This window comes from Paraburkholderia rhynchosiae (assembly GCF_002879865.1).
GTDB classification, from domain to species: domain Bacteria; phylum Pseudomonadota; class Gammaproteobacteria; order Burkholderiales; family Burkholderiaceae; genus Paraburkholderia; species Paraburkholderia rhynchosiae.
In genome coordinates this window covers 26528-40958 of record NZ_PNXY01000017.1, presented here as the reverse complement: position 1 = coordinate 40958, position 14431 = coordinate 26528, and the positions used below count along the sequence as shown (strand labels likewise).

The following is a 14431-nucleotide window of genomic DNA, read 5'->3' as shown; positions in this document are numbered from 1 at the left end:
CTCAAACCACCGCCATTGTTTGACTTCGGTGCCGCGTGCGCGTGCCGCGTTACACGATTGCGCTGACCAACCTTGCTGTTGGGTTCCCGGCCGCCAGTGTTTCGAGCGCGTCAAGAAAAAGCGGGTGGCCGGAAGCCGCCTACGTCACTTCAACCATTTGTCCGAAACGGCCTGATACTCACCAGTCGCGCGTGCAAGATGCAGCCACTGATCGACGTATTGCTGGAACGTCACGTCGCCTCGCGGCAGCAGCCACGCCTTCTCGCCGTATTGGAACGGCTTGTCCGGATGCACCGAGCAAAGGCCTGGATTCAGCTTTTGCTGGAGCAGCGTTTCCGACGCATCCGTGACCATCACATCGGCCTTGCCGGTGAGAATCTGCTTGAAGATCGTCACGTTATCCGGGTAGACCGTCAAGTTGGCGTGCGGAAAAAACTGCTTCGCGAAACGTTCATTCGTGCCGCCAGGATTGACGACCACGCGTGTTCCTGGCTGGTCGATCTGCGCGACGGTCTGATACTTGTTGACGTCGTCGCATCGGGCGATCGGTGTCTTGCCGTCGACCATGTACGCCTGTGTGAAAAACGCGCGCTTTTGCCGCTCCAGCGTCGGCGAAACACCGCCCACGCCGATATCGCATTTGGCGACGAAGTCGTTCATCAGGTTCGACCACGAAGTCTTGACGTACTCCACCTTGACGCCGAGCGACTTGGCCAGCGACTCCGTCATGTCGATGTCGATCCCTTCGAACTGGCCGTCTCCTTTGTGAAACGAGTAAGGTTTGTAGTCGCCGGTCGTGCAAGCGCGCAGCGTGCCGCGAGCGAGAATTTCGTCGAGCCGCGAAGCGGGCTGGGCCGTGTTTGAAGTTTGCGCATGAGCCGCGCCGGTGTGCATCAGAATACCTGCGAGGACGCCGAGCAGTGCGAGTGCTGCTTTCTTCATTGAGTCTCCTTGGTTGCGCGTGGTTGTGTAATAAGGCTGTCGGATGATAGCCCGGCAATTTCCGGTTGAACATTGGCCGTTCGGCCAGGTTGCGGTGCCGCGCCTCATTGCCGAAGCTGGCTCCGAGAACGGCGCGCCGCAGTTTATTGCCGGCATCGAGCGGGATGCGCGGGCGCTGTCCGGTAAAATGCTCCTTTGCCCTCAGTCGTATGCAACGTGGCCCATAAACTCCTGAACGACACTTTCCTGCGCGCGTTGATGCGCCAGCCGACTGACTACACGCCGGTCTGGCTGATGCGCCAGGCTGGCCGTTATCTGCCCGAATACAACGCCACGCGCGCTCGCGCGGGCAGTTTCCTCGGGCTCGCAAAGAATCCGGCGTTCGCAACGGAAGTCACGCTGCAACCACTCGAGCGCTATCCGCTCGACGCGGCCATTCTGTTCTCCGACATCCTGACGGTCCCGGACGCAATGGGCCTCGGCCTCGAGTTCGTCACCGGCGAGGGCCCCACATTCGCTCGGCCGGTGCGCAGCGAAGACGACGTGGCGCGCCTCGCCGTGCCGGACATCGACGCCACATTGCGCTACGTGACTGACGCGGTGCGCGAGATCCGTAAGGCGCTGACAGATGCGCAAGGCCGTCAACGCGTGCCCCTTATCGGCTTTTCAGGCAGCCCGTGGACGTTGGCGTGCTACATGGTTGAAGGCGCCGGTTCGGCGGACTTCCGCACTGTCAAGTCGATGCTTTACGCGCGGCCGGATCTCATGCATCGCATTCTCGAGATCAACGCGAACTCGGTTGCGGCTTATCTGAACGCACAGATCGAAGCCGGTGCACAAGCCGTGATGCTTTTCGACACATGGGGCGGTGCGCTCGCCGACGGCGCCTATCAGCGCTTCTCGCTGCACTACATCCAGCAGGTCGTGAGCCAGTTGAAGCGCGAGCATGACGGCGAAAAGGTGCCGGTCATCACGTTCACGAAGGGCGGCGGACTATGGCTCGACGAGATCGCCGAAACCGGCGTGGACGCCGTCGGTCTGGACTGGACAGTCAACCTGCGCAATGCGCGCGAGCGCGTCGGCGGCAAGGTAGCCTTGCAAGGCAATATCGATCCCTCTGTGTTGTTCGCGCCGCCGGCGGCCATCCGCATGGAAGCGCGCGCCGTACTGGACAGCTTCGGCAATCATCCGGGTCACGTCTTCAACCTGGGTCACGGCATCTCGCAGTTCACTCCGCCGGAGAACGTCGCCGAACTCGTCGACGAAGTGCACCGCCATAGCCGCGCGATTCGCAGCGGCGCGCGTGCACCGCAATGACACTGTAACCGTTACCGTTTTTTTGCTGCATTGCAGCGCGCCGGGCTCTGGGCCTAAGGGAAATTTCGTACGGGTTGGGCCGCCAGATGGCGGTCTTGCGATTGTCAAGACTTGACTTATACACATTCATCACGCTGCGGCGCGGTAGAAGCTTTAGTCGCGTCCCGACCCTTGCACAGTGCGGGCGCATTTGATCTCAGCCTTGTCTGGCAAGGGTTTGGCGGCCTTTGCGAGAAGTGTGTGGAACCCCACAGAAGGCCGCTGCGGCGCGGTTCCCGGGCCGTGGGAGCGAAGTTCTCAACAAAGTTATCCACAGGCAGACGGGGTCGACACATTTGTTCAGCCGAATCCAAAACTTAGCGCCGAAATTGAAGTTTTACTTTAACTTCGACGGGGCCGCGCATTGCCGCGCGACGGCGACCGCGCGCTGCGACGCTACGACGCTTCTTTTTTGCCATCCGAGTATCCGAAAGTCCGCGCTGCCGAATGAGTGAAATGTTCGTCCGCGTCGCATTGGATCACCCGCTGCCGACCTTGTTCGATTACCGCTGGGATGCGCCGCAGCCCGCCGCGCCTGGCATGCTGGTCAGCGTGCCGTTTGGCAAGCGCCACGTGGTGGGGCTCGTCTGCGAAGTGACCGCCCAGAGCGACCTTGCCGCTGACCGTCTGCGCAACGTCGACAGCATTTGCAACGCGTGTCCGCCGGTCTCGGCCGAATGGCTGGCGCTCGCCACCTTCGCCGCCGATTACTACCAACGCGGCCTTGGTGAAGTTGCGTTGCCGGCGCTGCCGCAGGCGCTGCGCGACGCCTCTCGCTGGCCGCGTCTGCTCGCGCCGGAAGAGCGTTACAAGCTGACGCCGGAAGGCCGCACCGCTTTGCCCGATGCGTTGCCGGCACGCGCCAGTGCGCTCAGGAACCTGGCGCAGGCGCTTGCTGCCACGGAGTTTCTCACCGCCGCCGACGCTCGCGCGCTTCACCCGAAGGCCATCGCCACACTCATCGCATGGCAAGCCGAAGGTTGGGTAACGCTCGATGTGGTCGAAGCAGCCACGGTGCTGCCGGCGCCGGCATCGACGGCAACGCCGCCGCAAACGCTCCCCACACTCACCGACGAACAGGCCGCCGCCGTCGAAGCGATCCGCGATGCGCGCGGCTTTGCGCCGTTCCTTCTGCACGGCGTGACAGGCAGTGGCAAGACCGAAGTGTATTTGCGCGCGCTCGCCGAGATTCTTGCCGCGAACCCCGACGCCCAAGCGCTCGTACTCGTGCCGGAAATCAACCTGACACCGCAGTTCGAGGCGGCGTTCCGCGCGCGCTTCGCCGCGCTCGCGGATACCGCGATCGTCACGCTGCACAGCGGTCTCGCGGAAGGCGAACGCGCCCGAAGCTGGTTCGCGGCACACACGGGCCGCGCGCGAATCGTGCTGGGCACGCGCCTCGCGGTGCTCGCGTCGCTGCCGCGGCTCGCCATTATCGTCGTCGATGAAGAGCACGATCCGGCTTACAAGCAGCAGGAAGGTTTGCGCTATTCGGCGCGCGATCTGGCCATCTACCGCGCGAAGCAGCTCGCCCTGCCGGTGGTGCTCGGGTCCGCTACGCCGTCGCTGGAGAGCTGGTGGCAGGCCGATCAGGGACGCTACAAGCGGCTCACCTTGTCGCGCCGCGCGGTCGCCGACGCCGTGCTGCCCACCGTCCGGCTGATCGATCTCGAAGACGAACGGCGGCGTGGGCGTGCATCGGTGGAAGGTTTGTCGGGGCCGTTGGTCGCAGCGCTGAAGACGCGGCTCGAGCGCGGCGAGCAGAGCCTCGTGTTTCTGAACCGGCGAGGCTACGCGCCGCAGCTCGCCTGCGATGCGTGCGGCTGGGTCGCCGGCTGTCCGCGTTGCAGTGCGTATGTCGTGCTACATAAGCCCGAGCGCGCGCTGCGTTGCCACCACTGCGGCTGGGAGTCGCGCATTCCGCGCTCGTGCCCTGAGTGCGGCAATGTTGACATCGCGCCGATGGGCCGCGGCACCCAACGCGTCGAAGAAACGCTGGCGAGCGCCGTGCCGGGTGCCCGCGTGCTGCGCATCGATGCCGACAGCACGCGCCGTAAAGGCAGCGCGCAGGCGCTCTTTTCCGATGTGCACGCCGGCGAAGTCGACATTCTCGTCGGCACGCAGATGATCGCGAAGGGGCACGACTTTCAGCGCGTTTCGCTAGTGGGCGTGTTGAACGCCGACACCGCGCTGTTTTCCCACGACTTTCGCGCGAGCGAGCGCCTTTTTGCGCAACTGATGCAGGTAAGCGGCCGAGCCGGCCGGGGCGGTTTGCCCGGCGAGGTGCTGGTGCAAACCCGTTATCCGCGCCATGCGCTTTATCACGCGCTTGGGCGTCACGATTACGTCGGCTTTGCCAATTCGACGCTCGCCGAGCGGCGCGACGCGCACTTGCCGCCGTTCGTCTACCAGGCGTTGCTGAGGGCGGAGGGCCGCACGCTCGAAGCCGCGCTCGCCTTTCTACAGCAGGCCGCCGCCGAGCTGACGGGGATCGCCGCCGCCGAACGCGTGACCGTCTATGACGCCGTGCCGCTCACCATCGTCAAGGTCATGCACGTGCACCGCGCGCAGTTGCTGATCGAAAGCGCTTCGCGGGCCGCGCTGCAGGCCACTTTACGAGCGTGGCAGCCGTTGCTGCGCGGCCTGAAGGGCGTGCTGCGCTGGAATCTTGAAGTCGATCCGCTCGATATCTGAGCCCTGCGTGACGCCGCTTTCCATCTGCGCGGCAGACTAAACCATCAATATCGACACCGGCTGCGCGCGGTCCGTGCGCGCGCTCGCACGGTATTCGAATAGCTCGCGGCAGGAATCGCGACGCGCGTGGCGGTCCGCGTTCCCAACACCGCCGATGCACGCGAGGAAGCATGCGCGCCGCGCGGCGCGAGTTGCCGATAACGCGCGGAAGACCGGTAGTCGCTGGAGCAAAGCATGGTGGATCTCGCAGTGTTCACTTCTTCGCATTCCGAGCACTGGCGGCCGGCAAAGGCGCCTGAAACTCCCGCGGCTAAAGTCAGCCGTTGTCAGCCGTTGCGCTCAATCGTTCAGTGCAGCCCGCCCCTCGCCTGCCGATGCGTTCGACGTCGCGCGTGCGCGTCCTTCGGAAGTCGCACCTTTGCCCGAACGGCCGGTCGCGCCACGGATGAACAGCACAGCGCAGGTCGCGCACATCGCCCAGATGCCCAATACGATCAGCCACTTTTCCATTTCGCCTGTCCTCAAACCCGCTACCGTTTTTATGCGCGCCGTGAGAGCGCGCCCGCTATGTGTTCTATAACGGCGCGCCGCCAGCTTTGATAAGGGTTCGACGTAAAAGAATCACGCCAGGGAAAACACCGATCCTTGCCGCCACTTCCGCGGGCGGCGCCACCCGGCGCAAAGCCCCGTCTAATAAGGGTTTCATGAAGGTGCAACCGTGCGCGCGTTGCGGTTGCACCTTTTTATTGAGAAGCGTACGATTCGCCCAACTTTTAGTCTTTTGCCAGCACTTCGTCTGGCATCCGAAGAGGAAACATGGCTAGCACCACCCTTGGCGTCAAGGTCGACGACCTCCTGCGTTCCCGGCTGAGAGATGCCGCCACCCGCCTCGAACGCACTCCGCACTGGCTCATCAAGCAGGCGATTTTCGCGTACCTGGAGAAGATCGAGCAGGGCCAACTGCCGCCGGAACTGTCGGGCGCGGTCGGTTCGGCCGATATGGCCGACGGCGCGTCAGTCGAACAGGACGAGGACGGTGCCGCGCATCCGTTCCTCGACTTCGCGCAAAACGTGCAACCGCAATCGGTGTTGCGCGCGGCGATCACGGCGGCTTATCGTCGGCCGGAGCCGGAATGCCTGCCGCTCCTGCTCGGCCAGGCGCGCGTGCCGACCAAGCTCGCCGACGACGTGCAAACGCTCGCCGGCAAGCTCGTTGAAACGCTGCGCGGCAAGAGCCGTGGCGGTGGCGTCGAAGGGCTGATCCACGAATTCTCGCTGTCGAGCCAGGAAGGTGTCGCGCTGATGTGCCTCGCCGAAGCCTTGCTGCGCATCCCCGATCGCGCGACGCGCGACGCACTGATCCGCGACAAGATCAGCAAGGGCGACTGGAAATCGCACGTCGGCCAGGCACCGTCGCTGTTCGTCAATGCCGCGACCTGGGGCTTGATGATCACCGGCAAGCTGGTCACGACCAACAGCGAGACGAACCTCTCGTCGGCGCTCACGCGCTTGATCGGCAAGGGCGGCGAGCCGCTGATCCGCAAGGGCGTGGACATGGCAATGCGCCTGATGGGCGAGCAGTTCGTTACGGGCGAGAACATTTCGGAAGCGCTGGCGAACAGCCGCAAATACGAAGCGCGCGGTTTCCGCTACTCGTACGACATGCTCGGCGAAGCCGCCACGACCGAAGCCGACGCGCAGCGCTACTACGCGTCATACGAGCAGGCGATCCACGCAATCGGCAAGGCCGCCGGCGGCCGCGGCATCTACGAAGGTCCAGGCATCTCGATCAAGCTCTCGGCGCTGCATCCGCGGTACTCCCGTTCGCAGCAGGAACGCACGATGAGCGAACTGCTGCCGCGTGTGCGCTCGCTCGCGATCCTCGCGCGCCGCTACGACATTGGCCTGAATATCGACGCCGAAGAAGCCGACCGCCTCGAAATCTCGCTCGATCTGCTGGAAGCACTGTGCTTCGATCCGGAGCTGGCCGGCTGGAACGGTATCGGTTTCGTGGTGCAGGCGTATCAGAAGCGCTGCCCGTTCGTGATCGACTACATTGTCGATCTCGCGCGCCGTAGCCGTCACCGCATCATGGTGCGCCTCGTGAAGGGTGCATACTGGGACACCGAAATCAAGCGTGCGCAAGTGGACGGCCTCGAAGGCTATCCGGTCTACACACGCAAGATTTATACGGACGTGTCGTACCTCGCGTGCGCGAAGAAGCTGCTCGGCGCGCCGGACGCGGTCTATCCTCAGTTCGCCACGCACAACGCGCACACGCTGTCGGCGATTTATCATCTTGCCGGCAACAACTACTATCCCGGTCAGTACGAATTCCAGTGCCTGCATGGCATGGGTGAGCCGCTGTACGAGGAAGTCACCGGTCCGTTGTCCGCTGGAAAGCTGAACCGTCCGTGCCGCGTGTACGCGCCGGTCGGCACCCATGAAACGCTGCTCGCATATCTCGTGCGCCGTCTGCTGGAGAACGGCGCGAATACGTCGTTCGTGAATCGCATCGCCGATGAAAACGTCGCGATTCAGGACCTGATCGCCGATCCGGTCGAAGAAGCGTCGAAGATCGTCCCGCTCGGCGCGCCTCACGCGAAGATTCCGCTGCCGCGCAATCTGTACGGCGCCGAGCGCCCCAATTCGATGGGTCTCGATCTGTCGAACGAGCATCGTCTGGCGTCGCTGTCGTCGGCGTTGCTGGCGAGCGCGAATCATCCGTGGCGTGCCGCGCCGATGCTCGCCGACGATCAGGTCGCCCCGGGCAATGCGCGGGACGTGCGCAATCCGGCGGATCATCGGGATCTCGTCGGCACGGTTGTCGAAGCGAGCGCGGAGCATGTGAGCGCGGCATTGGCGCACGCGGTTGCCGCCGCGCCGATCTGGCAGGCGACGCCGGTCGAAGCGCGCGCCGATTGCCTCGCGCGTGCCGCTGATCTGCTCGAAGCGCAGATGCATACGCTGATGGGGCTGGTCGTGCGCGAAGCGGGTAAATCGCTCGCCAACGCGGTGTCGGAAATCCGCGAAGCGATCGACTTCCTGCGCTACTACTCCACGCAGATTCGCAGTGAGTTTTCGAACGACACGCATCGACCACTTGGGCCGGTCGTCTGTATCAGCCCGTGGAATTTCCCGCTCGCGATTTTCATGGGTCAGGTGGCGGCCGCACTCGCTGCCGGCAACACCGTTCTCGCGAAGCCGGCCGAGCAAACGCCGCTGATCGCCGCGCAAGCCGTGCGCATTCTGCGCGAAGCCGGCGTGCCGGCGGGCGCCGTGCAACTGCTGCCGGGCGACGGCGAAACGGTTGGCGCTGCGTTGGTGGGCGATGCGCGCACGCGTGCTGTGATGTTCACCGGTTCGACGGAAGTCGCGCGTCTGATCAACAAGACGCTGTCGAGCCGTCTCGATCCGGAAGGCAAGCCGATTCCGCTGATCGCCGAAACGGGCGGTCAGAACGCGATGATCGTCGATTCGTCGGCGCTCGCGGAGCAGGTGGTGGCGGACGTGATGCAGTCGTCGTTCGATTCGGCCGGTCAACGTTGTTCGGCGCTGCGCGTGCTCTGCTTGCAGGACGACGTCGCGGACCGCACGCTCGAAATGCTGACGGGCGCGATGCGCGAACTGACCGTGGGTAATCCGGACCGTCTGTCGACCGACGTCGGCCCGGTGATCGATGTCGAAGCGAAGCGCGGTATCGACGCGCATATCGCGGCAATGCGCGAGAAAGGCCGCAAGGTCGAGCAACTGCCGGTGCCGGAGAACTGCGCCGCCGGAACGTTCGTGCCGCCGACGCTGATCGAGCTCGACAGCATCGACGAACTGAAGCGTGAAGTGTTCGGCCCGGTGCTGCATGTGGTGCGTTACCGCCGCAGCCAACTCGATACGCTGCTCGAACAGATCCGCGCGACGGGTTATGGCTTGACGCTCGGCATCCATACGCGGATCGACGAAACCATCGCTCACGTGATCAGCCGCGCGCACGTCGGCAACATCTATGTGAACCGCAACGTAATCGGCGCGGTGGTCGGTGTGCAGCCGTTCGGCGGCGAAGGTCTGTCGGGCACGGGCCCGAAGGCCGGCGGCGCGCTCTATCTGCAACGCTTGCTGGCGACGCGTCCGGCGGGCTTGCCGAAGTCGCTTGCGCAGGCGCTTGTCGCGGATGTACCGCAAGCCGTCGAAAAGGGTGACAATCCGTCCGCTGCGCTGAGCGCGCTGCGCGACTGGCTGATCGCCGAACGCGAGCCGCAACTGGCGGCGCGCTGCGACGGTTATCTGTCGCATATGCCGGCGGGCGCGACCGCGGTTCTCTCGGGGCCGACCGGCGAGCGCAACACCTACACGCTGGGCGCACGCGGCACGGTGCTGTGTATTGCGTCGACGGCGAGCGGCGCGCGCGTGCAGTTTGCCGCGGCGCTGGCTACGGGAAATCGAGCGTTGTTCGATGGCGCTGCTGGTGAACAATTGGTGGCGCAATTGCCCGCCTCGCTGAAGTCATACGCGAGCGCGCGCAATAACGCCGATACGCCTTTCGACGCCGTGTTGTTCGAAGGCGATAGCGACGAACTGCTGACGCTGGTGAAGGAAGTGGCGAAGCGCCCCGGGCCGATCGTGTCAGTGCAAGGCGCCGCGTCGCGTGCGTTGGAAAGCGGCGATGAAGACTACGCGCTCGAGCGTCTGTTGACGGAGCGCTCGGTCAGCGTGAATACAGCAGCCGCAGGCGGTAATGCGAATTTGATGACGATCGGTTGAGCGAACCTCATCGATTTCCTCAATAGAACGGAAGCGGTACGGCGATCCCGAAAACCGCTCCATCCACACCTGGTACCAAGGAGAAGATATGCAACACAAGATGAAACAGCTGGCAGGCGCAGCGCTGGTTGCGGCGATGTCGCTGGCGGGGACGGCCAATGCTCAATCGACGGAAGACGTGAAGATCGGTTTCGCCGGTCCGATGACGGGCGCGCAGGCGCACTACGGCAAGGACTTCCAGAACGGCATCACGCTGGCAGTGGAAGACATGAACGCCACCAAGCCGGTGATCGGCGGCAAGCAGGTTCGCTTCGTGCTCGACGCGGCCGACGATCAGGCTGACCCGCGCACCGGCACCACCGTCGCGCAAAAGCTGGTGGACGAAGGCATCAAGGGCATGCTCGGCCACTTCAACTCAGGCACGACGATTCCGGCTTCGCGCATCTACGCGAACGCGGGCATTCCTGAAATCGCGATGGCGACGGCGCCTGAATACACGCAGCAAGGCTTCAAGACCACGTTCCGCATGATGACGTCCGACACGCAGCAAGGTTCGGTCGCCGGCACGTTCGCGGTCAAGACCTTGGGCGTGAAGAAGATCGTGATCGTTGACGACCGCACGGCTTACGGCCAGGGTCTTGCCGATCAGTTCGAAAAGGCGGCGAAGGCAGCGGGCGGCACGATCGTCGATCGTGAATACACGAACGACAAGGCCGTGGACTTCAAGTCGATCCTGACCAAGTTGAAGGCAGTGAATCCGGATCTGATCTATTACGGCGGTGCAGATTCGCAAGCCGCGCCGATGGTCAAACAGATGAAGGCGCTCGGCATCAAGGCGCCGCTGATGGGCGGCGAAATGGTTCACACGCCGACGTTCATCCAGATTGCGGGCGACGCAGCGAACGGCACGGTGGCATCGCTCGCCGGCCTGCCGCTGGAAGAAATGCCGGGCGGCAAGGACTACGTCGCGAAGTACAAGAAGCGTTTCAACGAAGACGTGCAAACGTACTCGCCGTACGCGTACGACGGCGCAATGGCGATGTTCAACGCAATGAAGAAGGCGAACTCGACGGATCCGGCGAAGTATCTGCCGGTGCTCGCGAAGACGTCGATGCCCGCTGTGACGTCGTCGAACCTCTCGTACGACGGCAAGGGCGACCTGAAGAACGGCGGCATCACGCTGTACAAGGTTGTCGACGGCAAGTGGACGACGCTGCAAAGCGTGGGCGGCAAGTAAGCTGTTTTTGCAGCGAGCTTTGACGTCAGGACCCCGCTTCGGCGGGGTTTTTTATGGTTCGCGCGGCTGCGCCAGGTGCCCGGAACTTTGCAATTACTCCCCTCGCAACTTCCTCCCCTGCTCGCGGATCTGCTCTAACGTCGCGCCAGGCGTGCTCGCCTCCTGCGGCATCCTGATCTCGATCACCGCCGCGCGCTTCGCTTCCAGTGAACGCTGCAACGCCGGCAGGAAATCTTCGGTGCGTTCAACGGTTTCGCCATGCGCGCCGAACGATCTCGCGAACGCCGCAAAGTCCGGATTCGTAAGTCCTGTGCCGTGCACGCGGTTCGGATAATGCCGCTCCTGATGCATGCGGATCGTGCCAAAGTGGCCGTTGTTCACGACGATGAACAGCACATGCAGGTCGTACTGCATCGCCGTCGCGAGTTCTTGCGCAGCCATCATGAAGCAGCCGTCGCCGGCCAGCGCGACCACCGCGCGCTGCGGATACATCGACTTCGCCGCGATCGCCGCCGGCACACCGTAGCCCATGGCGCCGCTCGTGGGCGCAAGTTGCGAGCGGTAGTGACGATACGAAAAGTGCCGATGCAACCACGTCGCGTAATTGCCCGCGCCGTTAGTCAGAATCGCGTCGTCGGGAAGATGCGCGCGCAACTGCTGGATGACTTCGCCCATCTGCACGTCGCCCGGAATCGGACGAGGTTTGCGCCAGTCGAGATACGCGCGATGCGCTTCTTGCGCAGCGCCCGCCCAGGTCAGCTTGTCGGCAGAAGGCTTTAACGCCGCTAGCGCCGTCGCGAGTTCCGGCATGCCGGAGACGATCGGCAAATCGGCGGCATAAACGCGTCCCAACTCTTCCGCGCCCTGGTGCACGTGAACCAGCGTCTGCTTCGTCTTCGGGATGTCGAGCAGCGTGTAGCCATTGGTCGTCGCCTCGCCGAGGCGCGGCCCAAGCGCGAGCAGCAGGTCGGCGTCGCGGATACGCTGTGCCAGCGCCGGATTGATGCCGAGGCCGACATCGCCGGCATAGTTCGGATGCTCGTTATCGAGCGTGTCCTGAAAGCGGAACGCGAGGCCGATCGGCAATTGCCAGTTCTCGACAAAGCGTTGCAAGTCCGCGCATGCGTCGGGCGTCCAACCGCTGCCGCCCGCGATGACCATCGGCCGTTGCGCGCTTTCCAGCAACTCCCGTAGCTTGCCGATCTGCGCCGTTGACGGCGACGCGGCGACGCGCTGATAAGCCGGTGCGCCGGGCACGACGTCGCATGCATCGCTCAAGACATCTTCGGGCAATGACAACACCACCGGCCCCGGCCTTCCTGATGTCGCCGTGTGAAACGCATGGCTCAGATACTCGGGAATGCGTTTCGGATCGTCGATCTGCGCGACCCATTTCGCCATCTGACCGAACATGCGCCGATAGTCGATCTCCTGAAAAGCCTCGCGATCGAGATGCTCGCGCGCGCATTGGCCGATTAGCAGAATCATCGGTGTCGAGTCCTGAAACGCGGTGTGCACGCCGATCGATGCATGCGTTGCACCCGGTCCTCGCGTGACGAGCGCGACGCCCGGCCGTCCGGTCAGCTTGCCCACTGCTTCCGCCATATTTGCGGCCGCTGCTTCATGGCGGCAGACGATCGTCTGGATGCCCTCAGTCTCGTCATGCAACGAATCGAGCACCGCGAGAAAGCTCTCGCCGGGCACGCAGAAAACACGCTCAACACCGTGCGTGAGCAAAGCATCGACTACGAGGCGCGCGCCAGTGGTTCGAGCGGCGGCAGTATCAGAAACGGGAGCGTTCGGCAGCGACATTGCGATGAGGTCTCCAGGCTGTACATGAGTGCGGTGACGTTGCCGCATCGACTGGACAGTCAGCCGACCGGCGCTTCAACAGCTTACGCCGACAGCGCGCTCAGTGTCACGGCGCAGCGCAATGCGTGCTCACGCAGCGGGCGCGATCCACAAATGCGCAAATAAAAAACGCGGACCCGAAGGCCCGCGTTTCGTACGCCGCAGAACACGCGGCATTCAGCATCCAGCATCCACCAATCAACACTCGACGATATTCACCGCCAATCCGCCGCGCGAGGTTTCCTTGTACTTCGTCTTCATATCCGCACCGGTCTCGCGCATGGTCTTGATGACCGAATCGAGCGACACGTAATGACTGCCGTCGCCGCGCAACGCCATACGCGCCGCGTTGACCGCCTTCACCGACGCCATCGCATTGCGCTCGATGCACGGAATCTGCACCATGCCGCCGACCGGATCGCACGTGAGCCCGAGGTTATGCTCCATGCCGATCTCCGCCGCGTTTTCGACCTGCCTCGGCGTACCGCCCATCACCGCGGCGAGCGCGCCGGCAGCCATCGAGCATGCGACGCCCACTTCGCCCTGACAGCCCACCTCCGCACCGGAAATCGACGCGTTCAGCTTGTACAGAATGCCGATCGCGGCGGCCGTCATCAGGAAGTCGATCACGCCTTGCTGGTTCGAGCCGGGCATGAAGCGCGTGTAGTAATGCAGCACAGCGGGAATGATGCCGGCCGCGCCGTTGGTCGGCGCAGTGACGACCCGACCGCCCGCGGCGTTTTCTTCATTGACGGCAATTGCATAGAGATTGATCCAGTCGACCATCGACAGCGGATCGCGCAGCGCAAGCTCAGGGTTGCCCGACAGTGTGCGATACAACTGCGGCGCACGGCGCTTCACCTGGAACGGGCCGGGCAAATTGCCGTCCGCATCCGGATTGTTGATGCCGCAGCCGCGCGACACACATGACTGCATGACATCCCAGATCTTCAGCAGGCCCGCACGCGTTTCTTCTTCGGTATGCCAGACGCGCTCGTTTTCCCACATCAATTGCGCGATGCTTTTGCCGGTCGATTCGCACAGCGCGAGCAACTCATTGCCCGTGCGGAACGAATGCGGCAATTGATCGACGGCGGCGAGCACCCTCGTGTTCGCTGCGCCGGCCGTCACCACAAAGCCGCCGCCCACCGACAGATACGTCGACTCGCGCAACGTCTCGCCTTGCGCGTCGAACGCGCGCAGCTTGAGCCCGTTCGGATGTTCGGGCAGCGCCTGCCGGTAAAACGAAATGTGATCCTTCTGCACGAACGGCACTTCATGCGTGCCGAGCAATGCGAGCTTGCGCGTGGCGCGCACGGCTTCGAGCCGTTGCGCGATGGTGTCGGGGTCGACGGTGTCTGGCGCGTCGCCCATCAGACCGAGCATCACGCCGCGATCCGTGCCGTGCCCTTTGCCCGTCGCGCCGAGCGACCCATACAGATCGACTTTCACCGACGCGGTGTTCGCAAGCAGCCCGTCACGTTCGAGCCCTTGCGCGAACATCAGCGCCGCGCGCATCGGCCCGACCGTATGCGAACTTGACGGACCAATGCCGATCTTAAAGAGATCAAACACGCTGACTGCCATTTACTGCTC

Annotated in this window: 8 protein-coding genes; 4 read left to right on the top strand and 4 right to left on the bottom strand. The window is 63.6% G+C overall.

Features of this window, described 5'->3' with window-relative positions; translation table 11 throughout:
* Nucleotides 1–144 precede the first annotated feature (144 nt).
* Nucleotides 145–942, bottom strand: coding sequence for a transporter substrate-binding domain-containing protein (locus C0Z16_RS22545; RefSeq protein WP_102634301.1), 798 nt, complete (start codon nt 940–942; stop codon nt 145–147).
* Nucleotides 943–1158: 216 nt separating this feature from the next.
* On the opposite strand from C0Z16_RS22545, the gene hemE reads away from it, so the two are divergent.
* Complete coding sequence (gene hemE, locus C0Z16_RS22535) at nt 1159–2259, top strand: uroporphyrinogen decarboxylase (protein WP_102634299.1); 1101 nt, start codon at nt 1159–1161, stop codon at nt 2257–2259.
* Between the two features lie 486 nt (nt 2260–2745).
* On the top strand, nt 2746–4992 hold the full coding sequence (locus C0Z16_RS22530; RefSeq protein WP_175130703.1) for a primosomal protein N': 2247 nt from the start codon (nt 2746–2748) through the stop codon (nt 4990–4992).
* A 339-nt stretch (nt 4993–5331) separates the two neighbouring features.
* Here the strand turns inward: C0Z16_RS22530 and C0Z16_RS38230 are convergent, their stop codons facing one another.
* On the bottom strand, nt 5332–5502 hold the full coding sequence (locus C0Z16_RS38230; protein WP_167403552.1) for a hypothetical protein: 171 nt from the start codon (nt 5500–5502) through the stop codon (nt 5332–5334).
* Between the two features lie 306 nt (nt 5503–5808).
* Here C0Z16_RS38230 and putA point away from each other — a divergent pair, with 306 nt between their 5' ends.
* Nucleotides 5809–9747: a trifunctional transcriptional regulator/proline dehydrogenase/L-glutamate gamma-semialdehyde dehydrogenase gene (gene putA / locus C0Z16_RS22525; protein WP_102634297.1), complete on the top strand. Its 3939-nt coding sequence runs from the start codon at nt 5809–5811 to the stop codon at nt 9745–9747.
* Between the two features lie 88 nt (nt 9748–9835).
* Nucleotides 9836–10984 (top strand): branched-chain amino acid ABC transporter substrate-binding protein, encoded by a 1149-nt coding sequence (locus C0Z16_RS22520; RefSeq protein WP_102634296.1) that lies wholly within the window; start codon nt 9836–9838, stop codon nt 10982–10984.
* 93 nt (nt 10985–11077) lie between these two features.
* Here the strand turns inward: C0Z16_RS22520 and C0Z16_RS22515 are convergent, their stop codons facing one another.
* Together C0Z16_RS22515 and C0Z16_RS22510 are read right to left on the bottom strand one after the other, a co-directional pair.
* A complete protein-coding gene (locus C0Z16_RS22515) occupies nt 11078–12796 on the bottom strand; it encodes a thiamine pyrophosphate-binding protein (protein ID WP_102634295.1) in 1719 nt (572 codons plus the stop codon).
* A gap of 237 nt (nt 12797–13033) precedes the next feature.
* A complete protein-coding gene (locus C0Z16_RS22510) occupies nt 13034–14422 on the bottom strand; it encodes an L-serine ammonia-lyase (protein ID WP_102634294.1) in 1389 nt (462 codons plus the stop codon).
* Between the last annotated feature and the right edge of the window lie 9 nt (nt 14423–14431).

What these genes read in the sequence shown, in the direction of transcription:
- C0Z16_RS38230 (WP_167403552.1), bottom strand. Translation starts at nt 5,502, where the DNA reads ATGGAAAAGTGGCTGATCGTATTGGGCATCTGGGCGATGTGCGCGACC.
- C0Z16_RS22545 (WP_102634301.1), bottom strand. Translation starts at nt 942, where the DNA reads ATGAAGAAAGCAGCACTCGCACTGCTCGGCGTCCTCGCAGGTATTCTG.
- C0Z16_RS22530 (WP_175130703.1), top strand. Translation starts at nt 2,746, where the DNA reads ATGAGTGAAATGTTCGTCCGCGTCGCATTGGATCACCCGCTGCCGACC.
- C0Z16_RS22515 (WP_102634295.1), bottom strand. Translation starts at nt 12,796, where the DNA reads ATGTCGCTGCCGAACGCTCCCGTTTCTGATACTGCCGCCGCTCGAACC.
- C0Z16_RS22520 (WP_102634296.1), top strand. Translation starts at nt 9,836, where the DNA reads ATGCAACACAAGATGAAACAGCTGGCAGGCGCAGCGCTGGTTGCGGCG.
- C0Z16_RS22510 (WP_102634294.1), bottom strand. Translation starts at nt 14,422, where the DNA reads ATGGCAGTCAGCGTGTTTGATCTCTTTAAGATCGGCATTGGTCCGTCA.
- putA (WP_102634297.1), top strand. Translation starts at nt 5,809, where the DNA reads ATGGCTAGCACCACCCTTGGCGTCAAGGTCGACGACCTCCTGCGTTCC.